Here is a 24048-nt window from a genome sequence, read left to right as displayed (position 1 = left end):
AGTACTACGTCTGGAGTGGTGTCAATGGTGCGCAGGAACGACGAACGCAGGGCGGCCCTCGTGGACGGCGCCATCGAGGTCCTGGCCAGGGAGGGCGCGCGCGGTCTGACGTTCCGGGCGGTGGACACCGAGGCTGCTGTGCCGGCCGGTACGGCCTCCAACTACTTCGCCAACCGCGACGACCTGCTCACCCAGGCCGGCGCGCGTGTCTACGAGCGGCTCCAGCCCGACGAGGCGACCATCGCCCGGCAGCGGGCGAGTACGAGGGCGCGGGACCGGGAGACCTACGCGACCCTGATGCGCGAACTCGTCGGCCGGATCAGCGACTTCCGCACTGGCTACCTCGCACTCCTCGAACTGCGCCTGGAGGCCACCCGGCGGCCACAGCTCCGCAAGGTGCTGACCGAACAGGTGCGTGCCGACCTCGGGGCCAACGTGGCCTACCACGAGGAATCCGGCCTGCCCGGCGACGCCACCGCCGTCCAGTTGCTGTACCTCACGCTCAACTGGCTGATCGTCGAGCAGCTCACTCTCCCGGACGTGCTCTCGGAGGCGGAGCGCGAACGACTTGTGACGGCCGCGGTCGAACGACTGACGACGAGCCTTCCCCATCCGGGCTGACAGGCGCCGTTAGTGACATCGCTGCCGCCGAACTCCCGGCCGTCGTCTCCCAGCTCCAGTCCGGAGCGCTCGGAACTCGCCTCGAGGTGTCCGACGAGGACCTGACGGACGGGGCGGACTTCATCGACCACACCGCATGGAGGGTCTCCGGCAAGATCCCTCTGGCAGGGGTCAAACACGATGACAACGAGGCACCGGTGCAGCTCGTCGTCGTCCTGCGTACGGCGGAGTGGCCGATTTGCTGATTCGATCACCACCTCGTCAGCTGCGCGGTTGACACCTACACGCGTCCTGGCGGCGAGTCGCGCACAGGCACGGTTGCTGCTCTTCTCGGGACGCCTCAGGGGTGGTCGCGATCACATCTGGTTCTCCAACAGCGACGTGGCCATCCCACGCGACGCGATCAGGTATCACGGTCCGACATCGGGTTGGAAGGCCTGACCGCAGCACCGGCCGCAGACACTCCACACCACCGCGAGGCACTCTCATGGATCTCACCGGACCGACTTCGTCGTGGACGCGTCATTCCCCGAGGGCATGCCTCGCTTCGTGCGACTCGGCCGGCAGCGGTGGCCCGGGATCTTCCTGTACGGGGAACCGCTTTCGCCCGGCGTCCCGGCCGACTGGCGGTTGCCCGAGCCGGAGGACGACGGCCTCTCGGGCATCGTCACGTTCAGCTCTGGCCAGGAGACGGAGGACTTCTGGAGGAACACGGCTACGCCGTCAGCATCGTCACACCCCGGACACGGACCCGTTCTCCAGGAGTGTTGTCGATGACTTCCTGGCGTCCTTCGGCGGGCCCACGGCCGCCCCGGTTTGACCTACGTCACCCCCGGGGTATTCTCTCCGGCTCGATTGGCGTCCGCCGTGCCCCGTATGGCAGACTGTCCGAGTTGCTCGGTCGAGTGTTGATGCTGCGCGCCTCCCGCCGGGAGGACCGGAAGCGAGTCCCACAGTACTCGTCGTTCCAACTGCCGTAAGGCAGCGCTGGGGCGGACGTACGGGAATCTTTCGGGAAGTGTCAGTGCGGCGCCGGCCAGGCACCCGGTGGGCTTTCGCCTCCGGCTCGCGGTACCGGAAGGGCCGTGTGCAATCCCGCAGGGATGTTCGAACAAGGGGCATCTGTGTCAGCGGGAGAGCGACACGCCCGACCGCGTGGGTCGGAGAGGGAAGAGAAATGGAACACCGGGTTCCAGAGCGTTACGAGAGACAGGACTACTGAGTAGCCATGGCGGGACAGAAGATCCGCATCCGGCTCAAGGCCTACGACCACGAGGTCATCGACAGCTCGGCGAAGAAGATCGTTGAGACGGTGACGCGTACTGGTGCGTCGGTCGCGGGCCCGGTGCCGCTGCCCACTGAGAAGAACGTGTACTGCGTCATCAAGTCGCCGCACAAGTACAAGGACTCGCGCGAGCACTTCGAGATGCGCACGCACAAGCGCCTGATCGACATCCTCGACCCCACCCCCAAGACCGTTGACTCTCTGATGCGACTCGACCTCCCGGCCGGTGTCGACATCGAGATCAAGCTCTGAGGCCGGTGATCTGAGAGATGGCTAAGCAGATCAAGGGCATCCTGGGCGAGAAGCTCGGCATGACGCAGGTGTGGGACGCGAACAACCGCGTCGTCCCGGTCACCGTCGTCAAGGCCGGCCCCAACGTCGTCACCCAGGTCCGTACGAACGATGTCGACGGCTACGAGTCCGTCCAGATCGCTTTCGGCGAGATCGACCCGCGCAAGGTGAACAAGCCCCTCAAGGGCCACTTCGCCAAGGCCGACGTCACCCCCCGTCGCCACCTCGTCGAGATCCGCACCGCGGACGCCTCCGAGTACACGCTGGGCCAGGAGATCACCGCTGAGGTGTTCGAGGCCGGCGTGAAGGTCGACGTGACCGGCAAGAGCAAGGGCAAGGGCTTCGCCGGTGTCATGAAGCGCCACAACTTCCGTGGCCTCGGCGCCGGACACGGCACCCAGCGCAAGCACCGCTCTCCCGGTTCCATCGGTGGCTGCGCCACCCCGGGCCGTGTGTTCAAGGGCCTCCGCATGGCGGGTCGCATGGGCAACGAGCGGGTCACCACCCAGAACCTGACCGTCCACGCCGTTGACGCGGAGAAGGGTCTGCTGCTCATCAAGGGCGCGGTTCCCGGTCCGAACGGCGGCCTCGTCCTGGTCCGCACCGCGGCCAAGGGGGCCTGAGGTAATGAGCACTGTTGACATCCTTTCGCCGGCGGGCGACAAGGCCGGTTCCGTCGAGCTCCCCGCGGAGATCTTCGACGTCGAGAAGGTCAGCATTCCGCTGATCCACCAGGTCGTCGTCGCGCAGCTGGCCGCTGCCCGCCAGGGCACGCACAAGACCAAGACCCGTGGCGAGGTCCGCGGCGGTGGCAAGAAGCCGTACCGCCAGAAGGGCACCGGTCGCGCCCGTCAGGGTTCGACCCGCGCGCCGCAGTTCGCCGGTGGTGGCGTCGTGCACGGTCCCGTGCCGCGTGACTACTCGCAGCGGACGCCCAAGAAGATGAAGGCTGCCGCGCTGCGTCACGCCCTCACCGACCGGGCCCGTCACAACCGCATCCACGTCGTCTCCGGCGTGGTCGAGGGCGAGACGCCGTCCACGAAGGCCGCCAAGAGCCTGTTCGGCAAGATCAGCGAGCGCAAGAACCTGCTCCTGGTCGTCGACCGCGCCGACGAGGCCGCGTGGCTGTCCGCCCGCAACCTGCCCCAGGTCCACATCCTGGAGCCGGGCCAGCTGAACACGTACGACGTTCTCGTCTCGGACGACGTGGTCTTCACCAAGGCCGCTTTCGAGTCCTTCGTCGCCGGCCCGAAGGCCAACGACACCGAAGGGAGCGAGGTCTGATGGCCATCCGTCACCCCGCTATCGCCTCGAAGGCCGCGAAGAAGGCCAAGGAGGCTCGCGTCAAGAAGGCGCGTCGCCACGCCACCGAGGGCAAGAACACCGTCGAGACCCCGCTGAGCAAGTCCTTCACGGACCCCCGTGACGTGCTGCTCAAGCCGGTCGTCTCGGAGAAGAGCTACGCGCTCCTCGACGAGGGCAAGTACACGTTCATCGTCGACCCGAGCGCCAACAAGACCCAGATCAAGCAGGCCGTTCAGGCGGTCTTCTCGGTCAAGGTCACCGGGGTCAACACGATCAACCGCCAGGGCAAGCGCAAGCGGACCCGCACGGGCTTCGGCCAGCGCGCGTCCACCAAGCGCGCGATCGTGACCCTCGCCGAGGGCGACCGTATCGACATCTTCGGCGGTCCGACCGCGTAAGCGGTCAGGATCGTCCGGAATCGGACGAGGACTGAGAAATGGGTATCCGCAAGTACAAGCCGACGACTCCTGGCCGTCGTGGTGCCAGCGTCGCCGACTTCGTCGAGGTCACGCGGTCCACGCCGGAGAAGTCGTTGGTCCGCCCCCTGCACAGCAAGGGTGGCCGTAACAACTCCGGTCGTGTGACCGTCCGCCACCAGGGTGGTGGCCACAAGCGCGCCTACCGCGTGATCGACTTCCGTCGTCACGACAAGGACGGCGTGCCGGCGAAGGTCGCGCACATCGAGTACGACCCCAACCGCACCGCGCGTATCGCGCTGCTGCACTACGCGGACGGCGAGAAGCGCTACATCCTCGCGCCGCGTGGCCTGTCGCAGGGCGACCGCGTCGAGAACGGTCCCGGGGCCGACATCAAGCCGGGCAACAACCTTGCCCTGCGCAACATCCCGGTCGGTACCACGCTGCACGCCATCGAGCTGCGTCCGGGCGGCGGCGCGAAGTTCGCCCGCTCCGCCGGCGCCTCCGTGCAGCTGCTCGCGAAGGAGGGCCAGATGGCCCACCTGCGCATGCCGTCCGGTGAGATCCGCCTGGTCGACGTCCGCTGCCGCGCCACCGTCGGCGAGGTCGGCAACGCCGAGCAGAGCAACATCAACTGGGGCAAGGCCGGTCGCAAGCGCTGGCTGGGCGTCCGCCCGACCGTGCGTGGTGTGGTCATGAACCCGGTTGACCACCCGCACGGTGGTGGTGAAGGCCGTACCTCCGGTGGTCGCCACCCGGTGTCCCCGTGGGGCAAGAAGGAAGGCCGTACTCGTTCGCCCAAGAAGGCGTCGAACAAGTACATCGTCCGCCGCCGCAAGACGAACAAGAAGCGCTAGGAGCGGGTTTAGATGCCGCGCAGTCTCAAGAAGGGGCCCTTCGTCGACGACCACCTGATCAAGAAGGTGGACGCCCAGAACGAAGCCGGCACCAAGAACGTCATCAAGACCTGGTCCCGCCGCTCGATGATCGTCCCGGCCATGCTCGGCCACACGATCGCGGTGCACAACGGCAAGACCCACATCCCGGTGTTTGTCACCGAGTCGATGGTCGGCCACAAGCTCGGCGAGTTCTCGCCGACGCGCACCTTCCGGGGTCACGTCAAGGACGACCGGAAGTCGAAGCGCCGCTAGTCAGCGGGGTGTGAATGATCATGACAGACACTGAAGGGACAACCATGGAAGCCAGGGCCCAGGCGCGGTACATCCGCGTCACGCCCATGAAGGCCCGCCGCGTGGTGGACCTCATCCGTGGCCTGAACGCCACGGAGGCTCAGGCGGTCCTGCGTTTCGCCCCGCAGGCCGCGAGCGTGCCGGTCGGCAAGGTGCTGGACAGCGCCATTGCCAACGCCGCGCACAACTACGACCACACCGATGTCGACAGCCTCTACATCTCCGAGGCCTACGTCGACGAGGGCCCGACCCTGAAGCGGTTCCGTCCGCGCGCCCAGGGCCGTGCCTACCGGATCCGCAAGCGGACCAGCCACATCACCGTGGTCGTCAGCAGCAAGGAAGGAACCCGGTAATGGGCCAGAAGGTAAACCCGCACGGGTTCCGGCTCGGCGTTACGACCGACTTCAAGTCGCGCTGGTACGCCGACAAGCTGTACAAGGACTACGTCAAGGAAGACGTCGCCATCCGTCGGATGATGACGTCCGGCATGGAGCGCGCCGGCATCTCCAAGGTCGAGATCGAGCGCACCCGTGACCGCGTGCGTGTGGACATCCACACCGCTCGTCCGGGCATCGTCATCGGCCGCCGCGGCGCCGAGGCCGACCGCATCCGCGGTGACCTCGAGAAGCTCACCGGCAAGCAGGTCCAGCTGAACATCCTCGAGGTCAAGAACCCCGAGACCGACGCTCAGCTGGTTGCCCAGGCCGTCGCCGAGCAGCTCTCCTCCCGCGTCTCCTTCCGCCGCGCCATGCGTAAGAGCATGCAGTCGGCGATGAAGGCCGGCGCCAAGGGCATCAAGATCCAGTGCGGTGGCCGCCTCGGTGGCGCCGAGATGTCCCGCTCGGAGTTCTACCGCGAGGGCCGTGTGCCCCTGCACACGCTCCGCGCGAACGTGGACTACGGCTTCTTCGAGGCCAAGACGACCTTCGGCCGCATCGGTGTGAAGGTCTGGATCTACAAGGGCGACGTCAAGAACATCGCCGAGGTCCGCGCCGAGAACGCCGCTGCCCGTGCGGGTAACCGCCCGGCCCGCGGCGGTGCCGACCGCCCGGCCCGTGGTGGCCGCGGTGGCGAGCGGCGCGGTCGCAAGCCGCAGCAGGCTGCCGGCGCCGAGGCCCCCAAGGCCGAGGCTCCCGCGTCCGCCGCTCCGGCTGAGAGCACCGGAACGGAGGCCTGACCGACATGCTGATCCCCCGTAGGGTCAAGCACCGCAAGCAGCACCACCCCAAGCGCAACGGCATGTCCAAGGGTGGCACGCAGGTTGCGTTCGGCGAGTACGGCATCCAGGCGCTGACCCCGGCCTATGTGACGAACCGCCAGATCGAGGCCGCTCGTATCGCCATGACGCGTCACATCAAGCGTGGTGGCAAGGTCTGGATCAACATCTACCCGGACCGCCCCCTCACCAAGAAGCCGGCCGAGACCCGCATGGGTTCCGGTAAGGGCTCGCCGGAGTGGTGGGTGGCCAACGTCAAGCCCGGACGCGTGATGTTCGAGCTGTCGTACCCCAACGAGAAGATCGCGCGCGAGGCCCTGACCCGTGCGGCTCACAAGCTGCCGATGAAGTGCAAGATCGTCAAGCGCGAGGCAGGTGAAGCGTGATGTCGGCCGGTACCAAGGCGTCCGAGCTGCGCGAGCTGGGCAACGAGGAGCTGCTCAACAAGCTCCGCGAGGCCAAGGAAGAGCTGTTCAACCTCCGCTTCCAGGCGGCGACGGGCCAGCTCGAGAACCACGGTCGGCTCAAGGCCGTCCGCAAGGACATCGCGCGGATCTACACCCTGATGCGTGAGCGCGAGCTGGGCATCGAGACGGTGGAGAGCGCCTGATGAGCGAGAGCAACGTGACTGAAGAGACCAAGACGGACCGCGGATTCCGCAAGACCCGTGAGGGTCTGGTCGTCAGCGACAAGATGGACAAGACCGTCGTCGTCGCCGTCGAGGACCGCGTCAAGCACGCGCTGTACGGCAAGGTCATCCGCCGTACGAACAAGCTCAAGGCGCACGACGAGCAGAACGCCGCCGGCGTCGGCGACCGGGTTCTCCTGATGGAGACCCGCCCGCTCTCGGCGACGAAGCGCTGGCGCGTCGTGGAGATCCTCGAGAAGGCGAAGTAACCAAGCGGGGGCGCAAGCCCTCTGCTGACCCCCGCCGGGGGCGGCCATGCGGCCCCCGGCGCGGGTTTTCGCCCACAGAGGCTTAAGTAATTCCTTCGGGGGGCCACCCCGCAGGACAGTTCCGCCAGGCTCGCAGGTGCGTCCCGAAAGGGCCCTGCGGGAACCGGCAGACAACCAGGAGATAGACGTGATCCAGCAGGAGTCGCGACTGCGTGTCGCCGACAACACGGGTGCGAAGGAGATCCTCTGCATCCGTGTGCTCGGCGGCTCCGGTCGCCGCTACGCGGGTATCGGTGACGTCATCGTCGCCACCGTCAAGGACGCGATCCCCGGTGGCAACGTGAAGAAGGGTGACGTCGTCAAGGCGGTCATCGTTCGCACCGTCAAGGAGCGCCGCCGTCCGGACGGCTCGTACATCCGCTTCGACGAGAACGCCGCCGTCATTCTGAAGAACGACGGCGACCCTCGTGGCACCCGTATCTTCGGCCCGGTCGGCCGTGAGCTGCGCGAGAAGAAGTTCATGAAGATCATCTCCCTCGCGCCGGAGGTGCTGTGAGCATGAAGATCAAGAAGGGCGACCTGGTCCAGGTCATCACCGGTAAGGACAAGGGCAAGCAGGGCAAGGTCATCGCGGCCTTCCCCCGCGAGGACCGTGTCCTGGTCGAGGGTGTCAACCGGGTCAAGAAGCACACCAAGGCCGGTCCGACGGCTCGCGGTTCGCAGGCCGGCGGCATCGTCACCACCGAGGCGCCGATCCACGTCTCCAACGTCCAGCTGGTCGTGGAGAAGGACGGCAAGAAGGTCGTGACCCGCGTCGGTTACCGCTTCGACGACGAAGGCAACAAGATCCGCGTTGCCAAGCGGACGGGTGAGGACATCTGATGACGACCACCACCACTCCGCGCCTGAAGCAGAAGTACCGTGAGGAGATCACGGGCAAGCTGCGTGACGAGTTCAAGTACGAGAACGTCATGCAGATCCCCGGTCTCGTCAAGATCGTGGTCAACATGGGTGTGGGCGACGCCGCCCGCGACTCCAAGCTGATCGAGGGCGCCATCAAGGACCTCACCACGATCACCGGTCAGAAGCCGGCCGTCACCAAGGCCCGCAAGTCCATCGCGCAGTTCAAGCTGCGTGAGGGCCAGCCGATCGGTGCCCACGTCACGCTCCGTGGCGACCGCATGTGGGAGTTCCTGGACCGCACCCTGTCGCTCGCGCTCCCGCGCATCCGCGACTTCCGCGGCCTGTCCCCCAAGCAGTTCGACGGCCGTGGCAACTACACCTTCGGTCTCACGGAGCAGGTCATGTTCCACGAGATCGACCAGGACAAGATCGACCGCGTCCGGGGTATGGACATCACCGTGGTCACCACGGCGACCAACGACGCTGAGGGCCGCGCGCTCCTTCGTCACCTCGGCTTCCCCTTCAAGGAGGCGTGAGCGAGATGGCGAAGAAGGCTCTGATTGCCAAGGCTGCTCGCAAGCCCAAGTTCGGTGTGCGTGGCTACACCCGCTGCCAGCGCTGCGGCCGCCCGCACTCCGTGTACCGCAAGTTCGGCCTGTGCCGCGTGTGCCTTCGTGAGATGGCTCACCGTGGCGAGCTGCCGGGCGTGACCAAGAGCTCCTGGTAATCCCCCCAATCAGGGATTAGCAGGGCTCTCGGTAAGCATCTGGGGCGGCAGGACGTCCAGCTCACATGCCTTAGGCTTGTGGGGTTGGGCGTCTGCCGCCGCCCTTACGACTTACTACGCCGTAGGTCCACCGCGCCGCACCCGTCCCGTCTCGGATCGGGGAGAGGGATGGCGCACCAGGAAACCCCGGCGAGAGAGGCCGAAGGCCAATTCATGACCATGACTGATCCGATCGCAGACATGCTGACGCGTCTGCGGAACGCGAACTCGGCGTACCACGACTCCGTGGCGATGCCGCACTCGAAGATCAAGTCGCACATCGCGGAGATCCTCCAGCAGGAGGGCTTCATCACGGGCTGGAAGGTCGAGGACGCCGAGGTCGGCAAGAACCTCGTCCTGGAGCTGAAGTTCGGCCCCAACCGTGAGCGCTCCATCGCGGGCATCAAGCGGATCTCCAAGCCCGGTCTCCGGGTGTACGCGAAGTCCACCAACCTGCCGAAGGTGCTGGGCGGCCTGGGCGTGGCCATCATCTCCACGTCCCACGGTCTCCTGACCGACAAGCAGGCGCAGAAGAAGGGCGTGGGTGGGGAAGTCCTCGCCTACGTCTGGTAGTTCGGGAACGGAGGAGAGACACAATGTCGCGTATCGGCAAGCTCCCCATCCCGGTTCCCGCCGGCGTGGACGTCACCATCGACGGCCGTACGGTCGCGGTCAAGGGCCCCAAGGGCGAACTGACCCACACCGTCATCGCGCCGATCGACATCGCCAAGGCCGAGGACGGCACCCTTCAGGTGCTGCGGCCCAACGACGAGCGGCAGAGCAAGGCCCTGCACGGCCTGTCCCGCACGCTGGTGGCGAACATGATCACCGGTGTGACCCAGGGATACGTCAAGAAGCTCGAAATCAGCGGTGTCGGCTACCGCGTCGTGGCGAAGGGCTCCAACCTGGAGTTCTCCCTCGGCTACAGCCACCCGATCCTGGTCGAGGCCCCCGAGGGCATCACCTTCAAGGTGGAGTCCCCGACCCGTTTCTCGGTCGAGGGCATCGACAAGCAGAAGGTCGGCGAGGTTGCGGCCAACATCCGCAAGCTGCGCAGGCCCGACCCGTACAAGGCCAAGGGCGTCAAGTACGAGGGCGAAGTCATCCGCCGCAAGGTCGGAAAGGCGGGTAAGTAAGCCATGGCATACGGACAGAAGATCCTTAAGGGCGACGCCTACAAGCGCGCCGCGATCAAGCGCCGCCACATCCGGATCCGTAAGCACATCAACGGTACGGCGGAGCGTCCGCGTCTGGTCGTTACCCGCTCGAACCGCCACATCGTGGCCCAGGTGATCGACGACATCAAGGGTCACACCCTGGCGTCGGCGTCCACCCTGGACAGCTCGATCCGCGGTGGCGAGGGCGACAAGTCCGCGCAGGCCAAGCAGGTCGGCGCCCTGGTCGCCGAGCGCGCCAAGGCCGCCGGTGTCGAGGCCGTCGTGTTCGACCGTGGTGGTAACCAGTACGCGGGGCGCATCGCCGCCCTGGCGGACGCCGCCCGCGAGGCCGGACTCAAGTTCTGAGTCCTGGTTCCGTAGCTAGCGGAGACAGAGAGAGGTAATTCCAATGGCTGGACCCCAGCGCCGCGGTGGCGGTGCCGGTGGCGGCGAGCGGCGGGACCGGAAGGGCCGTGACGGCGGCGCAGCTGCCGCCGAGAAGACCGCGTACGTTGAGCGCGTTGTCGCGATCAACCGCGTCGCCAAGGTTGTGAAGGGTGGTCGTCGCTTCAGCTTCACCGCGCTGGTCGTGGTGGGCGACGGTGACGGCACCGTGGGTGTCGGATACGGCAAGGCCAAGGAGGTGCCGGCCGCCATCGCCAAGGGTGTTGAGGAGGCCAAGAAGCACTTCTTCAAGGTCCCGCGTATCCAGGGCACCATCCCGCACCCCATCCAGGGTGAGAAGGCTGCCGGCGTCGTCCTGCTCAAGCCCGCGTCGCCCGGTACCGGTGTTATCGCCGGTGGTCCGGTGCGTGCCGTGCTCGAGTGCGCCGGTATCCACGACGTGCTGTCGAAGTCGCTCGGCTCCGACAACGCGATCAACATCGTGCACGCCACCGTGGAGGCCCTGAAGGGCCTGCAGCGTCCCGAGGAGATCGCGGCCCGCCGTGGTCTGCCCCTCGAGGACGTCGCTCCCGCGGCTCTCCTGCGTGCGCGTGCCGGGGCGGGTGCGTAATCATGGCGCAGCTCAAGATCACGCAGGTCAAGTCCTACATCGGCAGCAAGCAGAACCACCGTGACACCCTGCGCTCCCTTGGTCTCAAGGGGATCAACACGCAGGTCGTCAAGGAGGACCGCCCCGAGTTCCGCGGCATGGTGCACACCGTCCGCCACCTCGTGACGGTCGAGGAGGTCGACTGATCATGGCGGAGCAGAACCCGCTCAAGATCCACAACCTCCGTCCCGCCCCGGGCGCCAAGACCGCCAAGACCCGTGTCGGTCGTGGTGAGGCGTCGAAGGGTAAGACGGCCGGTCGTGGTACCAAGGGCACGAAGGCCCGCTACCAGGTTCCGGAGCGCTTCGAGGGTGGGCAGATGCCCCTCCACATGCGTCTCCCGAAGCTGAAGGGCTTCAAGAACCCGTTCAAGACCGAGTACCAGGTCGTGAACCTCGACAAGCTGGCTTCCCTCTACCCCGAGGGTGGCGAGGTCACCGTCGAGTCGCTGGTGGCCAAGGGCGCTGTTCGCAAGAACAGCCTCGTCAAGGTCCTCGGCCAGGGCGAGATCTCCGTGGCGCTGCAGGTGACGGTCGACGCCGTCTCCGGCTCCGCCAAGGAGAAGATCACCGCCGCCGGCGGTTCCGTCACCGAGCTCGTCTGAATTCCGCAGGCGTCTCGATGACCTGAGCGATCCCGACCGGGGATACTCCACAAATGGGGTATCCCCGGTTGGTCGTTCCTAGGGCGGCAGTCTCGCCGGTAAGGTGGCCTGCACTGCCCACTTTTCACAGGGTGCTGCACTTCGGGCACTCTGAGCGGCAGTTGCCCGTTACTTATTCGTCGAACCTCAAGACCGTCACCCTTGACGCAGTTGCGCGGGGGTCGCAGGAGGCACCGTGCTCACCGCGTTCGCCCGGGCGTTCAAGACGCCCGACCTGCGCAAGAAGCTGCTCTTCACGCTCGGCATCATCGTGGTCTACCGGATCGGTACGCACGTCCCGATCCCAGGAGTCGACTACCGGAACGTCCAGACCTGTATCGACGCCGCCCAGGCCAACCAGGGCCTGTTCGGTCTGGTCAACATGTTCAGCGGCGGCGCGCTGCTCCAGATCACGATCTTCGCGCTGGGCATCATGCCGTACATCACGGCGAGCATCATTCTGCAGCTGCTGACCGTGGTGATTCCGCGCCTGGAAGCCCTGAAGAAGGAGGGCCAGGCCGGTACGGCGAAGATCACGCAGTACACCCGTTACCTGACGGTGGCCCTCGCCATCCTTCAGGGCACCGGCCTCGTCGCCACCGCCCGCAGCGGCGCTCTGTTCCAGGGCTGCCCGGTGGCCAGCCAGATCGTCCCGGACCAGTCGATCTTCGTCACCATCACCATGGTCATCACCATGACCGCCGGTACGGCGTTCGTGATGTGGCTCGGCGAGCTCATCACCGACCGCGGCATCGGCAACGGCATGTCGATCCTGATGTTCATCTCGATCGCCGCCACCTTCCCGTCCGCCCTGTGGGCCATCAAGGAGCAGGGCGACCTGGCCGGCGGCTGGATCGAGTTCGGCACCGTCATCGCGGTCGGCCTCGTCATGGTCGGCCTGGTGGTCTTCGTCGAGCAGGCTCAGCGCCGCATCCCGGTTCAGTACGCCAAGCGCATGATCGGCCGCCGCTCCTACGGTGGTACGTCCACGTACATCCCGCTGAAGGTGAACCAGGCGGGTGTGATTCCCGTCATCTTCGCCTCGTCGCTGCTCTACATCCCGGCGCTGATCGCCCAGTTCGCCGGAGGCACCTCGGGCTGGAAAACCTGGATCGAGCAACACTTCGTCAAGGGGGACCACCCGTATTACATCGCCACGTACTTCCTGCTGATCGTTTTCTTCGCATTCTTCTACGTCGCGATCTCCTTCAACCCCGAGGAAGTCGCCGACAACATGAAGAAGTATGGTGGCTTCATCCCGGGCATCCGGGCTGGCCGACCGACCGCTGAGTACCTGAGCTACGTACTCAACCGGATCACCTGGCCGGGTTCGCTGTACCTGGGTCTGATCGCTCTCGTACCGACGATGGCGTTGGTTGGTTTCGGGGCAAACCAGAACTTCCCGTTCGGCGGGACCAGCATCCTGATCATCGTGGGTGTCGGTCTCGAGACGGTGAAGCAGATCGAGAGCCAGCTCCAGCAGCGCAATTACGAAGGGTTCCTCCGCTGATGCGTATCGTCCTCGTCGGGCCGCCGGGTGCCGGTAAGGGAACGCAGGCCGCGTTCCTGGCCAAGAACCTGTCGATCCCGCACATCTCCACGGGCGACCTGTTCCGGGCCAACATCAGCCAGCAGACGGAACTCGGCAAACTGGCGAAGTCCTACATGGACGCGGGCAATCTCGTGCCCGACGAGGTCACCATCGCGATGGCGAAGGACCGCATGGAGCAGCCGGACGCCGAGAACGGCTTCCTGCTGGACGGTTTCCCCCGCAACGTCTCCCAGGCCGAAGCCCTCGATGAGCTGCTCGAGACCGAGAGCATGCAGCTCGACGCGGTGCTGGACCTGGAGGTCCCCGAGGACGAGGTGGTCAAGCGGATCGCCGGCCGCCGCATCTGCCGCAACGACTCCGCGCACGTCTTCCACGTGACGTACAAGCAGCCGGCCAAGGAGGGCGTCTGCGACGTCTGCGGCGGCGAGCTGTACCAGCGGGACGACGACTCCGAGGAGACCGTCCGCAAGCGGCTGGAGGTCTACCACACGCAGACCGAGCCGATCATCGACTACTACAAGGCGCAGGGGCTGGTCGTGACCATCTCCGCGCTCGGCAAGGTCGAGGAGGTCACGGCTCGCGCCATGGAGGCGCTGCAGCGTGACGAGGACGGTCAGTAGAAGCGTCCGAGAGTCCGTGAGAAGCCCCCGGCGTCCCCTGGTGGACGACGGGGGCTTCTTTGCTGCAAGCAAGTTGGGTCGTGTCCCGCGGACCCGTCCTCCGCTTCGGCGTACGTCTGTGCGTACGCGTATCCTGGTGCGTCGCGATACCAGTGGCCAGGAGGCGCAACCCATCATGGTGCAGATCAAGACCCCCGAGCAGATCGCCAAGATGCGTGAGGCGGGGCTGGTCGTCGCCGCCATACACGCGGCGACCCGCGAAGCCGCCGTGCCGGGGGCCACGACGAAGGATCTGGACCAGGTAGCCCGCAAGGTGCTCGCCGAGCACAACGCCAAGCCGAACTTCCTCGGCTACGGCGGCTTCCCCGCGACCATCTGCACCTCGGTGAACGAGGTCGTCGTCCACGGCATCCCGTCCGACGACGTCGTCCTCAAGGACGGGGACGTGATCTCCATCGACTGCGGCGCGATCATCGACGGCTGGCACGGCGACGCGGCGTTCACGGCCTTCGTGGGCTCCGGTCACGCCCCGGAGCTGGTCGAGCTCTCCCGGGTGACCGAGGAGTCGATGTGGGCCGGCATCGCGGCCATGAAGCAGGGCAACCGGCTGGTCGACGTCTCCCGGGCGATCGAGACGTACATCCGCCGCCAGCCCAAGCTCGGCGGCGGCCGCTACGGGATCATCGAGGACTACGGCGGCCACGGCATCGGCACCGAGATGCACATGGACCCGCACCTGCTGAACTACGTCGACCGGCGTCGGGGCAAGGGGCCCAAGCTCGTCCCCGGGTTCTGCCTCGCGATCGAGCCCATGGTCTCCCTCGGCACCCCGAAGACCGAGGTCCTCCAGGACGACTGGACGGTCGTCACCACGGACGGCACGTGGTCGTCCCACTGGGAGCACTCCGTCGCACTGACGGAGGAGGGCCCCCTGGTGCTGACGTCTCCCGACGGCGGTAAGGCGAAACTCGCCGAGCTCGGCATCGTCGCCGCGCCGGATCCTCTGGGCTGAGTCGCCTACCGGGGCGGCGCGTACTGTCGGCCGGCGGCTGCGGGTGCGTGGGGGCTTGTCGCGCCCACGCGGCGGAGCCGCATATCGACACAGCCTCGCGCCCCTATGCGGCGCGCTTAAAGATCTGTCCGCTGGGGCAGGCTCTCTCGATTCGTGTTTCCGAGGGCCCTGACGTAGACTGACTCGTCGGCTCTTGTGCATCCGCATGTCTGCATGCGCTCGCACTGAGTCGATCAAGGTAGTCGATTCGAAGGGCGAAGCGTGGCCAAGAAGCAAGGTGCCATCGAGATCGAGGGCACTGTCGTCGAGTCTCTTCCGAACGCCATGTTCAAGGTCGAGCTCCAGAACGGCCACCAGGTCCTGGCACACATCAGCGGCAAGATGCGTATGCACTACATCCGCATCCTCCCTGACGACCGGGTCGTGGTGGAGCTGTCTCCGTACGACCTGACGCGTGGCCGGATCGTCTACCGCTACAAGTAGATCTTGCCCGCGCCCCGGCTTCCGGGGTGGTGGCACTGACCCGGAGAACCTCACCCATGAAGGTCAAGCCGAGCGTCAAGAAGATCTGCGACAAGTGCAGGGTGATCCGCCGTCACGGCCGGGTCATGGTCATCTGCGACAACCCGCGCCACAAGCAGCGCCAGGGCTGACGCACGACCGATCCCTCTGCCTTCATCGCAGGGATTCGCGCGACGCAAGCTGAATATGTTCATACGCAGGACCCAGACCCCCGGGTCTGACACCCCCGGTCGGAGGCCGGGGACCCAGTTCGTACCTCATACGGCGGCTGGGAGTCGGTTCTGCGGAAGACCTCCGTCAAGTAACTGGAGCCATTGAATGGCACGCGTTTCCGGTGTTGACATCCCGCGCGACAAGCGCGTGGAGATCGCCCTCACCTACGTGTTCGGCATCGGCCGGACCCTCTCGCAGCAGACGCTGGCCGCCACCGGCGTCGACCCGAACACCCGCGTTCGCGACCTCTCCGAGGAGCAGCTCGTCGCGATCCGCGAGTACGTCGACAACAACATCAAGACCGAGGGTGACCTCCGTCGCGAGATCCAGGCCGACATCCGCCGCAAGGTCGAGATCGGTACCTACCAGGGTCTGCGTCACCGTCGCGGTCTGCCCGTCCGCGGTCAGCGCACCAGCACCAACGCCCGCACCCGCAAGGGCCCGCGTCGCGCCATCGCCGGCAAGAAGAAGCCGGGCAAGAAGTAGTCCTCAGCGGACGCTCGTCAGCGGTCTTCGCTGCAGGACCGACCACCTCCCGTAGGAGTTATAGATGCCCCCCAAGGGTCGTCAGGGCGCTGCCAAGAAGGTGCGCCGCAAGGAAAAGAAGAACGTCGCTCACGGCCACGCGCACATCAAGAGCACGTTCAACAACACGATCGTCTCGATCACGGACCCGTCCGGCAACGTGATCTCCTGGGCCTCCGCCGGCCACGTCGGCTTCAAGGGCTCCCGGAAGTCCACGCCGTTCGCCGCGCAGATGGCCGCCGAGTCGGCTGCCCGCCGCGCCCAGGAGCACGGCATGCGCAAGGTCGACGTGTTCGTCAAGGGCCCGGGTTCCGGTCGTGAGACCGCCATCCGTTCGCTCCAGGCGACCGGTCTCGAGGTCGGCTCCATCCAGGACGTCACCCCGACCCCGCACAACGGCTGCCGTCCGCCGAAGCGCCGCCGCGTCTGACGCGACGCCTTCGGGTTCTCGGTTTTCGGGCGGTACGGCTCCTTCGGGCCGTATCGCCCGTACCCTTGCAGTACCCGTCCCTTTTTGTCGGGGACGGTCGAGTCGGGCGTCATATAGCGGGCGCCCCCGACTGAAGGATCTGATCCACACATGCTGATCGCTCAGCGTCCCTCGTTGACCGAAGAGGTCGTCGACGAATTCCGCTCCCGGTTCGTGATCGAGCCGCTGGAGCCGGGCTTCGGTTACACCCTCGGCAACTCCCTCCGCCGGACCCTCCTGTCCTCGATCCCGGGTGCGGCGGTCACGTCCATCCGCATCGACGGTGTCCTGCACGAGTTCACCACCGTGCCGGGCGTCAAGGAGGACGTCACCGACCTGATCCTCAACATCAAGCAGCTGGTCGTCTCCTCGGAGCACGACGAGCCGGTCGTGATGTACCTGCGCAAGCAGGGCCCGGGTCTGGTCACCGCCGCCGACATCGCGCCCCCGGCCGGTGTCGAGGTGCACAACCCCGACCTCGTCCTCGCCACGCTCAACGGCAAGGGCAAGCTGGAGATGGAGCTCACGGTCGAGCGTGGCCGCGGTTACGTCTCCGCCGTGCAGAACAAGCAGGTCGGCCAGGAGATCGGCCGGATCCCGGTCGACTCGATCTACTCGCCGGTGCTCAAGGTCACGTACAAGGTCGAGGCCACGCGTGTCGAGCAGCGGACCGACTTCGACAAGCTGATCGTCGACGTCGAGACGAAGCAGGCCATGCGTCCGCGTGACGCCATGGCGTCCGCCGGTAAGACCCTGGTCGAGCTGTTCGGTCTCGCCCGCGAGCTGAACATCGACGCCGAGGGCATCGACATGGGCCCGTCCCCCACGGACGCCGCCCTTGCCGCCGACCTGGCGCTGCCGATCGAGGAGCTGGAGCTCACCGTTCGGTCGTACAACTGCCTCAAGCGCGAGGGCATCCACTCCGTGGGTGAGCTCGTGGCTCGTTCCGAGGCCGACCTCCTCGACATTCGTAACTTCGGTGCGAAGTCCATCGACGAGGTCAAGGCGAAGCTGGCCGGCATGGGCCTGGCCCTGAAGGACAGCCCGCCCGGATTCGACCCGACCGCTGCGGCGGACGCCTTCGGCGCCGACGACGACGCGGACGCGGGCTTCGTGGAGACCGAGCAGTACTGAGTCTCTGCTTCCGGGGTTCGCGTCAGCGGACCCCGGATCTCCGACAGGCAAACCCGCCTGCTCGGATACTGACCCCGGTACCTGATACGGCCGGGGCAGACACCTAGGAGAAACACCATGCCGAAGCCCACCAAGGGTGCCCGTATGGGCGGCAGCGCCGCGCACGAGAAGCTGCTCCTCGCGAACCTCGCGAAGGCGCTGTTCGAGCACGGTCGCATCACCACCACCGAGGCGAAGGCGCGCAAGCTGCGTCCGTACGCCGAGCGTCTGGTCACCAAGGCGAAGAAGGGCGACCTTCACAACCGCCGTCAGGTGCTCCAGGTCATCACGGACAAGAGCATCGTCCACACGCTCTTCACCGAGATCGGCCCGCGCTACGAGAACCGTCCGGGTGGCTACACCCGCATCACCAAGATCGGTAACCGCCGTGGCGACAACGCGCCCATGGCTGTCATCGAGCTGGTCGAGGCGCTGACGGTGGCGCAGGAGGCGACGGGTGAGGCCGAGGCCGCGACCAAGCGTGCCGCCAAGGACGCCGAGGCTGCCGAGGCTCAGGTCGATGTGACCAAGGCTGATGACGCCGAGGAGTCCAAGGACGCCTAAGCGTCTGCCGGGGGCTGTTTGCCGGCGGCTACGGGTTTGTTGTGGCTTGTCGCGCAGTTCCCCGCGCCCCTGAAGGGCGTTGGCGGGTCCGTTCCTCTTTGAGGGGCGGGCCCGCTTTTGTGTTGCTGAGAGGATCTGCGTGTGAGTGACGAAGTGGCACCCGGTCTTGTTCGTGTGCGTCTTGATCTGTCCTACGACGGGAGCGAGTTCTCCGGGTGGGCCAAGCAGGCCGGGGGGCGGCGGACCGTGCAGGGGGAGATCGAGGACGCCCTGCGGACCGTGACGCGGTCGGGTCGGACGTACGAGCTGACCGTGGCGGGGCGTACCGATGCCGGGGTGCACGCCCGGGGACAGGTGGCGCATGTCGATCTGCCGCGTGAGGTCTGGGCCGAGCACCACCAGAAGCTGCTGAAGCGGCTCGCCGGGCGGCTGCCCAGGGACGTACGGGTGTGGGCCCTCAGGGAGGCGCCCAGCGGCTTCAACGCGCGGTTCTCGGCGATCTGGCGGCGGTACGCGTACCGGGTCACCGACAACCCAGGGGGCGTCGATCCGCTGCTGCGCAACCATGTGCTGTGGCACGACTGGCCCTTGGACGTCGACGCCATGAACGAGGCCGCGCGGCGGCTGCTCGGGGAGCACGACTTCGCCGCCTACTGCAAGAAGCGGGAGGGCGCGACGACGATCCGCACGCTCCAGGAGCTGAGTCTCGTGAAGGGCGACGACGGGATCATCACCGCGACCGTGCGGGCCGACGCCTTCTGCCACAACATGGTGCGCTCGCTCATCGGGGCGCTGCTGTTCGTGGGCGACGGGCACCGGCCGCCGGACTGGCCCGCGAAGGTGCTGGCGGCCGGCGTACGGGACTCGGCCGTGCACGTCGTGCGGCCGCACGGGCTGACGCTGGAGGAGGTCGGCTACCCGGCCGACGAGTTGCTGGCCGCGCGCAACAAGGAGGCGCGGAACAAGCGGTCGTTGCCGTCGGCGGGATGCTGCTGACCGGATGTCCACCGTCCTCACCGGCGGGCGGAGTTCCAGGTCCCGACCAGTCCGGACAGGGCCCTCGCGGCGGCGGCGGCGTCGGAGCCGTCGCCGCGTGCCTTGGGGGAGAGCTCCACGTGGAGGAACCTGGCGTGGTGCCGCTCCGCGGCCTTGCCCTGGACGTTCGTGGTGCCTTCCAAGGGGCAGCGGGCCGACCAGCTCCGGCAGACCCGCAGCCCGTCGGCCTGCATGCCGTCGGCCAGGGCGGCGGCCTCGGTGAGGGTGCTCCGTGCGGCTCCGGTGGAGAGGACGGCGTCGTAGGGGCGCTCCGAGTCCTTGGCGAAGCCGTGCAGTTGCACGCCCGGGACGTCGCGTTTCTGGAGCTCGACGACGATCGCGTGGAAGAGGCTGTCTTCCCGGTGGGCGACGTCGGCGGCGTCGCCCCGGCCCGCCTCGCGGTGCGCGCCGGCCAGGACCAGCGAGCCGCCGGGGTTGTCCTCCAGCAGCCGCACGCCCAGGCGTTCGGTGTCGCGGTCGGAGACCGGGTGCGGTACCTGGGCGTTCCAGCGGACGTCGGAGTCGGCGGTCAGGTAGAGGCGCCCCCAGCGTTCGGCCCGGCCCGGCCGGGCGGCGGCGATCTCGTCGTACCTGCGGCCTGACTCGGTGTCGGTGAGGCGGGTGAGCTTGAGGCCGAGGGGGGCGAGCAGTTCTTCGGCCTGTGGGGCGTCGCCGTCCAGGAGGTGGCCGACGCTCTCGGCGACGCGCTCGCGCTGGGTGTCGTCCGGTGGGGAGTACCCGGCGTCGGGCTCCAGATCCGCCGTGTACGTGAGGATCCTGCTGCGGAGGTCCACCAGCTCCCGGGCGTGCGGAGTGGAGTCGTCCGTTGACCGGTCTGGTGCCGATTGACAGCCGAACAAGGCGAGGACGAGTCCGAATTGGACCAAAATGCGAGTCAAATGTGACTGTCTTGTGACGGTAACTTCCGTGGTGCTTGTGTGCTTCATGTGAATATGATGCGGTGACACTTCGTAATCCTCTCCGGATCGCTCGGGTGGCAACCGCTTTCCTGGCCACTGCCGCCGTGGCGACCGCGTGCACCTCCGCGGCCTCCGCCCCGCAGCTGAAGCCGGGCGGGCGCTCGTTCACCGTCGCCGCCGCAGGTGACGTGCTGATCCACCCCGAGCTGGTCGACCAGGCTGCCAAGGATGCCAAGAAGACCGGCGAAGGAGAGGCCGGACTGGACTTCGGGCCGCTGCTCGCCGGGGTGAAGCCGGTCATCAGCAAGGCCGATCTGGCCATCTGTCACATGGAGACGCCCGTCGGAAAGCCCCGGGGGCCCTTCGAGGGGTACCCGGAGTTCCTCGTCCCGCCGCAGATCCTGACGACGCTCAAGGACGTGGGCTACGACACCTGCTCGACGGCCTCCAACCACACCTACGACCACGGCCTGGGGGCCGTGCGGCGCACCTTGAACGCCATGGACAAGGCCGGCCTCGGGCACACCGGCTCGGCTCGCACACCCGAGGAAGCGGAACGGATCAACATCCGTGACGTGAAGGGCGTCAAGGTCGCCCACCTCTCGTTCTCCTGGATGTCGTTCCGCCACCCGACGCCGGAGAAGGAGAAATGGGCCTTCAACGAGCTCGACGCGGACGCGATCAAGGACGCCGAGGCCCGGGCCCGCGAGAAGGGCGCCGAGGTGGTCATCCTCTCGCTCCACTGGGGAGCCGAGCACTACAACGAACCGAGCGTCGCCCAACTGCGGTTGGCGGAACGGCTCAGCGAGGAGACCGGGATCGACCTGGTGATCGGGCACCACTCCCATGCGGTGCAGCCGATCCAGAAGGTGAACGGCACCTGGGTCGCCTACAGCCTGGGCAACCAGGTCGCCCGGCACTCCTCGCCCACCGGGGTCACCGAGGAGGGCGCGATCGGCTGGTTCGAGTTCCGTGAGGCGACCGACGGCTGGGACGTCTCCGCCCGCTACGCCACGACGCTGGTGGACATCCCGCCCGAGGTGGAGGCCGGTGAGAAGCCGCCCGCCGGCGCGGTCGAGGACCACCGGGTGGTGGACGTGCGGCGGGCGCTCGACACGCCGGGCGACCTCTCCGAGGAGCGCCTCGCCCGCTACCGGCTGGCGGCCGACCGTACGCGCGGCTTCCTGTACAACCGCGGGGCGCCGGGCGGCGACGGCCTGAAGGAGCTCCCGCTGGAGCGTGACTAGCACCACAGCGCACAGGGGGCGAGCGGCACAACCTCGGCCCTCCCCAACAGTCTTGTATACGGCGGTCCGTCACCCCTCCCTCGGGAGCGGTGTCGGAGCGGCCGTTCTTCACCCAGAGGCCGGAGGAGACCACCGGTGACACCCACCCGCGCCGAGCGCCCCGTGAAGGGGGGACGGCGGCGCAGTCGACGACGCGCGGACATGCCGCTGCTCGGCGGCGTCCGTCCCCCGATCGCGCTGCTGTGCGTCCTCGTGCTGGCCCTCGCGGGCCTCACCGCCCAGGTGCTCGGCCCTGCCGGCGAGCAGGCCGTACCGCAGGCGGTGCTCTCTTCGCAGCAGCACTTCGCGGAGGACGGCGCCATCGCCCTGCGTGCCTCGATCGACGAGCGGGTCACCGACCTGAACCGCACCGCCGCCGCGCTGAACGCGGGGCCGCCGGTCAAGCCCGAGCGTGTCCTGTCCGACCTGGGCAAGACGTACCAGAAGTGGACGGGCACCACCGTCCTGGACCTGGAGAGCGGCAAGGTGCTGGCCGCCAGGGGGGAAACGATTCCCCTCGAGTGGCTGGACAAGGACGTCCTCACCGGGGACGCGGCCCTCAAGCCCCGCATGGTGCGGCTGGAGACCGGCGACGTACGCCTGATGACCATGGCGGTCCTCGACTTCGACGACCGGCCGCAGCAACTGCTGCTCGCCTCCAACAGCCTGTCCGTGCCCGCCATCAACCTGGGCCAGTTCCGCTCCATGGCGGTCGTCGCCACCGGCGGGGAGGTCCTCGCCACGGCCGGCTTCGAGCAGTCCGAGGCGCTCAACACCGACCAGGAGCGCAAGGAGCTGTCCTTCCTCCAGAAGCAGATGAGCGGGCTGTCCGCCCAGGCGGCACGGGAGACCGAGCAGGACCCGGTCAGCGCCAGGGAACCGGGCTCCCGCGGCTACCCCGGGGTCAGCGGGACCCTGGTCGGGGAGAGCTACAACGGCCGTGTCGCCACCGCCGGTTACGCCTCCCTCTCCTCCGCCGACCCGGAGGAGAAGAAGAGCGTCGGTGCGGGCCTCGGGCTCACCGTCGTCGCCCTGCTGCCCGTGGTCCGGCAGCAGGCCGCCGGTCCGGACCGGGAGCTCTACGGGCTGCTGGCGGCCGGAGCCCTGGTGGTGCTCGGACTGCTCGCCGCCGCCGTGCTGTGGGCGACCGTGCAGCGGCCGCTGCTGCGGCTGTTCCTGGAGTCCCGCCGACTGGCCCGGGGCGACCTGACCCGCCCGGTGGACGTGCCCCGCTGGGGCGAGGCCGCGCGCATCGGTTCCGCCCTGGAGAGGCTGCGCGCGCAGCTGGGCGGCCCGGCCGGTGATTCCGGCGGGCGTCAGCGCGTCAAGGGGCGGTTCGGGGTGCGCGGTCCGCTCGCGCTGACCGCCGTACTGCTGCTCCTGTGGTGCCTGCCCGTCGGCCTCCTGCTGAACCGCACCGACGACTCCGTCAGCATCCCGGCCAGCATGGTCGCGGACCAGCGCGACCGTACCGACCTGGTCGCCGACCGGGTGCGCCGGGCGCTCAACGAGGCGCAGGCCGACCTGGTGTCCACGTCCCGGCTGATCGACCCGGACGACGCCGACGCCGGCCGCGCGCTGCTGGAGGAGACGCTGCGCGAGCACACCCGCTACCAGGCGCTGTACCTCCTCGACGAGGACGGCGAGGTCGTCGCCCGCGCCGGTAAGGAGCCGCGCGCCGACTTCGCCGACGGGGACGATCTGCCGCTGGTCCGGGTCGCCGGCAAGGGCGGGAAGAAGCCGGTCGTCCAGGCCGCCGCGCCCCTGCCGGGCGGCAAGGGCATGACCCTGGTCGGCGAGGTCCGGGTCGAGTTCCTCAACTCGCTGCTGAAGCGGCCGGGGCTCGGTGAGGTCCGTGTGGTCGACTCCAAGACGCAGACCATCGCCGCCAGCGACGGCTTCCTGGCCTTCGAGGACCTGCCGCGCGACGCGCTCGCCGACCTCGTCCGGGCCGGCAGCGTCCACGTCGGTGCCGGTCCCGTCGAGAACGGCCTGCTGATCCGCGAGGGACGCGGGACCACGGTCGCCGCGGCCGCCCCGTTCTCCGGCGGCGGCGTGGCGGCCGACATCGGCTGGACCGTGGTGAGCTGGCAGAACGCCAAGGACTTCCAGATCACCCCGTACCAGCGCGAGGACCGCAGCGTCCTGGCCGGACTGCTCGGCCTGGCCCTGATCGTCGTCTGCCTCGGCTGGGTGTACCTGGTCGTGGCCCGGCCCATGCGGGCCCTGGCGGCCAGTGCGGAGAAGCTGGCCGACGGCGACCTCAAGTCCGTGCTGTACCCCCGCTACCAGGACGAGGTCGGCGCCGTCGTGCGCAGCCTCGAACTGCTGCGCCAGCAACTCCACGCCCGTAAGCAGACCCAGGCGCGCCGGCTCGTGGAGCCGGAAGCCGGCGTTCGGGGAAGGTGACCCA

36 protein-coding genes are annotated in these 24048 nt (G+C 67.6%); 35 read left to right on the top strand and 1 reads right to left on the bottom strand.

Annotation, left to right across the window (positions count from 1 at the left end; translation table 11 throughout):
* The first annotated feature begins 24 nt into the window (after window positions 1-24).
* The 33 genes from MQE23_RS18010 (at window position 25) to truA (ending at window position 19390) form a co-directional block, all read left to right on the top strand.
* Entirely contained in the window at window positions 25-621 is a 597-nt protein-coding gene (locus tag MQE23_RS18010) for a TetR/AcrR family transcriptional regulator (protein ID WP_020272647.1), read from the top strand.
* Between the two features lie 86 nt (window positions 622-707).
* Entirely contained in the window at window positions 708-866 is a 159-nt protein-coding gene (locus tag MQE23_RS18005; RefSeq protein WP_243379598.1) for a hypothetical protein, read from the top strand.
* Between the two features lie 983 nt (window positions 867-1849).
* Window positions 1850-2158: a 30S ribosomal protein S10 gene (gene rpsJ / locus MQE23_RS18000; protein WP_003948644.1), complete on the top strand. Its 309-nt coding sequence runs from the start codon at window positions 1850-1852 to the stop codon at window positions 2156-2158.
* Window positions 2159-2175: 17 nt separating this feature from the next.
* Window positions 2176-2820 (top strand): 50S ribosomal protein L3, encoded by a 645-nt coding sequence (gene rplC, locus MQE23_RS17995; protein ID WP_010036739.1) that lies wholly within the window; start codon window positions 2176-2178, stop codon window positions 2818-2820.
* 4 nt (window positions 2821-2824) lie between these two features.
* A complete protein-coding gene (gene rplD / locus MQE23_RS17990) occupies window positions 2825-3481 on the top strand; it encodes a 50S ribosomal protein L4 (RefSeq protein ID WP_020272644.1) in 657 nt (218 codons plus the stop codon).
* Window positions 3481-3900 (top strand): 50S ribosomal protein L23, encoded by a 420-nt coding sequence (gene rplW, locus MQE23_RS17985; protein WP_020272643.1) that lies wholly within the window; start codon window positions 3481-3483, stop codon window positions 3898-3900. Before rplD ends, rplW begins: the two co-directional genes overlap by 1 nt.
* A 38-nt stretch (window positions 3901-3938) precedes the next feature.
* On the top strand, window positions 3939-4775 hold the full coding sequence (gene rplB / locus MQE23_RS17980) for a 50S ribosomal protein L2 (protein WP_037669203.1): 837 nt from the start codon (window positions 3939-3941) through the stop codon (window positions 4773-4775).
* Between the two features lie 12 nt (window positions 4776-4787).
* Entirely contained in the window at window positions 4788-5069 is a 282-nt protein-coding gene (gene rpsS, locus MQE23_RS17975; protein ID WP_010036728.1) for a 30S ribosomal protein S19, read from the top strand.
* 44 nt (window positions 5070-5113) lie between these two features.
* Entirely contained in the window at window positions 5114-5461 is a 348-nt protein-coding gene (rplV, locus tag MQE23_RS17970; RefSeq protein ID WP_010036727.1) for a 50S ribosomal protein L22, read from the top strand.
* A complete protein-coding gene (gene rpsC, locus MQE23_RS17965) occupies window positions 5461-6285 on the top strand; it encodes a 30S ribosomal protein S3 (RefSeq protein ID WP_086560684.1) in 825 nt (274 codons plus the stop codon). Before rplV ends, rpsC begins: the two co-directional genes overlap by 1 nt.
* A gap of 5 nt (window positions 6286-6290) precedes the next feature.
* Complete coding sequence (rplP, locus tag MQE23_RS17960; protein ID WP_004984526.1) at window positions 6291-6710, top strand: 50S ribosomal protein L16; 420 nt, start codon at window positions 6291-6293, stop codon at window positions 6708-6710.
* Window positions 6710-6934: a 50S ribosomal protein L29 gene (gene rpmC, locus MQE23_RS17955; protein ID WP_010036720.1), complete on the top strand. Its 225-nt coding sequence runs from the start codon at window positions 6710-6712 to the stop codon at window positions 6932-6934. Before rplP ends, rpmC begins: the two co-directional genes overlap by 1 nt.
* Window positions 6934-7221, top strand: a complete 288-nt coding sequence (gene rpsQ, locus MQE23_RS17950) for a 30S ribosomal protein S17 (RefSeq protein ID WP_010036717.1) — start codon at window positions 6934-6936, stop codon at window positions 7219-7221. Before rpmC ends, rpsQ begins: the two co-directional genes overlap by 1 nt.
* A gap of 187 nt (window positions 7222-7408) precedes the next feature.
* Window positions 7409-7777, top strand: a complete 369-nt coding sequence (gene rplN, locus MQE23_RS17945) for a 50S ribosomal protein L14 (RefSeq protein ID WP_003998823.1) — start codon at window positions 7409-7411, stop codon at window positions 7775-7777.
* Between the two features lie 2 nt (window positions 7778-7779).
* Window positions 7780-8103 (top strand): 50S ribosomal protein L24, encoded by a 324-nt coding sequence (gene rplX, locus MQE23_RS17940; protein ID WP_010036713.1) that lies wholly within the window; start codon window positions 7780-7782, stop codon window positions 8101-8103.
* Entirely contained in the window at window positions 8103-8660 is a 558-nt protein-coding gene (rplE, locus tag MQE23_RS17935; protein ID WP_030233867.1) for a 50S ribosomal protein L5, read from the top strand. Before rplX ends, rplE begins: the two co-directional genes overlap by 1 nt.
* A gap of 5 nt (window positions 8661-8665) precedes the next feature.
* The gene (locus tag MQE23_RS17930) at window positions 8666-8851 is read left to right on the top strand and encodes a type Z 30S ribosomal protein S14 (protein ID WP_003948630.1); all 186 of its coding nucleotides are present in this window, start codon (window positions 8666-8668) and stop codon (window positions 8849-8851) included.
* 213 nt (window positions 8852-9064) lie between these two features.
* Entirely contained in the window at window positions 9065-9463 is a 399-nt protein-coding gene (gene rpsH / locus MQE23_RS17925; RefSeq protein ID WP_003992367.1) for a 30S ribosomal protein S8, read from the top strand.
* A 23-nt stretch (window positions 9464-9486) separates the two neighbouring features.
* Complete coding sequence (gene rplF, locus MQE23_RS17920) at window positions 9487-10026, top strand: 50S ribosomal protein L6 (protein ID WP_010036705.1); 540 nt, start codon at window positions 9487-9489, stop codon at window positions 10024-10026.
* 3 nt (window positions 10027-10029) lie between these two features.
* Complete coding sequence (rplR, locus tag MQE23_RS17915) at window positions 10030-10413, top strand: 50S ribosomal protein L18 (RefSeq protein WP_003992369.1); 384 nt, start codon at window positions 10030-10032, stop codon at window positions 10411-10413.
* Between the two features lie 43 nt (window positions 10414-10456).
* Entirely contained in the window at window positions 10457-11062 is a 606-nt protein-coding gene (gene rpsE / locus MQE23_RS17910) for a 30S ribosomal protein S5 (protein WP_009190144.1), read from the top strand.
* A gap of 2 nt (window positions 11063-11064) precedes the next feature.
* Complete coding sequence (rpmD, locus tag MQE23_RS17905; protein WP_003974250.1) at window positions 11065-11247, top strand: 50S ribosomal protein L30; 183 nt, start codon at window positions 11065-11067, stop codon at window positions 11245-11247.
* A gap of 2 nt (window positions 11248-11249) precedes the next feature.
* Window positions 11250-11705 (top strand): 50S ribosomal protein L15, encoded by a 456-nt coding sequence (gene rplO, locus MQE23_RS17900; RefSeq protein WP_010036696.1) that lies wholly within the window; start codon window positions 11250-11252, stop codon window positions 11703-11705.
* A 235-nt stretch (window positions 11706-11940) separates the two neighbouring features.
* Window positions 11941-13254, top strand: a complete 1314-nt coding sequence (secY, locus tag MQE23_RS17895; protein WP_020272635.1) for a preprotein translocase subunit SecY — start codon at window positions 11941-11943, stop codon at window positions 13252-13254.
* Window positions 13254-13916 (top strand): adenylate kinase, encoded by a 663-nt coding sequence (locus MQE23_RS17890; protein WP_020272634.1) that lies wholly within the window; start codon window positions 13254-13256, stop codon window positions 13914-13916. Before secY ends, MQE23_RS17890 begins: the two co-directional genes overlap by 1 nt.
* Before the next feature lie 175 nt (window positions 13917-14091).
* A complete protein-coding gene (gene map / locus MQE23_RS17885; protein WP_243379597.1) occupies window positions 14092-14928 on the top strand; it encodes a type I methionyl aminopeptidase in 837 nt (278 codons plus the stop codon).
* Between the two features lie 261 nt (window positions 14929-15189).
* On the top strand, window positions 15190-15411 hold the full coding sequence (gene infA / locus MQE23_RS17880; RefSeq protein WP_003948620.1) for a translation initiation factor IF-1: 222 nt from the start codon (window positions 15190-15192) through the stop codon (window positions 15409-15411).
* 56 nt (window positions 15412-15467) lie between these two features.
* Entirely contained in the window at window positions 15468-15581 is a 114-nt protein-coding gene (rpmJ, locus tag MQE23_RS17875; RefSeq protein WP_003974245.1) for a 50S ribosomal protein L36, read from the top strand.
* A 187-nt stretch (window positions 15582-15768) separates the two neighbouring features.
* Complete coding sequence (gene rpsM / locus MQE23_RS17870; RefSeq protein ID WP_010036675.1) at window positions 15769-16149, top strand: 30S ribosomal protein S13; 381 nt, start codon at window positions 15769-15771, stop codon at window positions 16147-16149.
* 64 nt (window positions 16150-16213) lie between these two features.
* Window positions 16214-16618 (top strand): 30S ribosomal protein S11, encoded by a 405-nt coding sequence (gene rpsK / locus MQE23_RS17865; protein WP_003956432.1) that lies wholly within the window; start codon window positions 16214-16216, stop codon window positions 16616-16618.
* 150 nt (window positions 16619-16768) lie between these two features.
* Entirely contained in the window at window positions 16769-17791 is a 1023-nt protein-coding gene (locus tag MQE23_RS17860) for a DNA-directed RNA polymerase subunit alpha (protein ID WP_003966937.1), read from the top strand.
* 117 nt (window positions 17792-17908) lie between these two features.
* Window positions 17909-18394 carry a 50S ribosomal protein L17 gene (gene rplQ / locus MQE23_RS17855; RefSeq protein ID WP_020272631.1) on the top strand — a complete coding sequence of 162 codons (486 nt, stop codon included), beginning with the start codon at window positions 17909-17911 and terminating at the stop codon, window positions 18392-18394.
* 141 nt (window positions 18395-18535) lie between these two features.
* Window positions 18536-19390 (top strand): tRNA pseudouridine(38-40) synthase TruA, encoded by an 855-nt coding sequence (gene truA / locus MQE23_RS17850; protein WP_037669191.1) that lies wholly within the window; start codon window positions 18536-18538, stop codon window positions 19388-19390.
* A gap of 17 nt (window positions 19391-19407) precedes the next feature.
* Here the strand turns inward: truA and MQE23_RS17845 are convergent, their stop codons facing one another.
* Entirely contained in the window at window positions 19408-20223 is an 816-nt protein-coding gene (locus MQE23_RS17845) for a hypothetical protein (protein ID WP_020272629.1), read from the bottom strand.
* Between the two features lie 230 nt (window positions 20224-20453).
* Here MQE23_RS17845 and MQE23_RS17840 point away from each other — a divergent pair, with 230 nt between their 5' ends.
* Both MQE23_RS17840 and MQE23_RS17835 read left to right on the top strand, forming a co-directional pair.
* Window positions 20454-21596, top strand: a complete 1143-nt coding sequence (locus MQE23_RS17840) for a CapA family protein (RefSeq protein ID WP_020272628.1) — start codon at window positions 20454-20456, stop codon at window positions 21594-21596.
* 201 nt (window positions 21597-21797) lie between these two features.
* Complete coding sequence (locus MQE23_RS17835; RefSeq protein ID WP_243382670.1) at window positions 21798-24044, top strand: HAMP domain-containing protein; 2247 nt, start codon at window positions 21798-21800, stop codon at window positions 24042-24044.
* Window positions 24045-24048 lie beyond the last annotated feature (4 nt).

The organism is Streptomyces sp. HP-A2021, assembly GCF_022807935.1.
Classification (GTDB): Bacteria; Actinomycetota; Actinomycetes; order Streptomycetales; family Streptomycetaceae; genus Streptomyces; species Streptomyces afghaniensis.
This window is presented reverse-complemented; position numbering and strand designations above follow the sequence as displayed.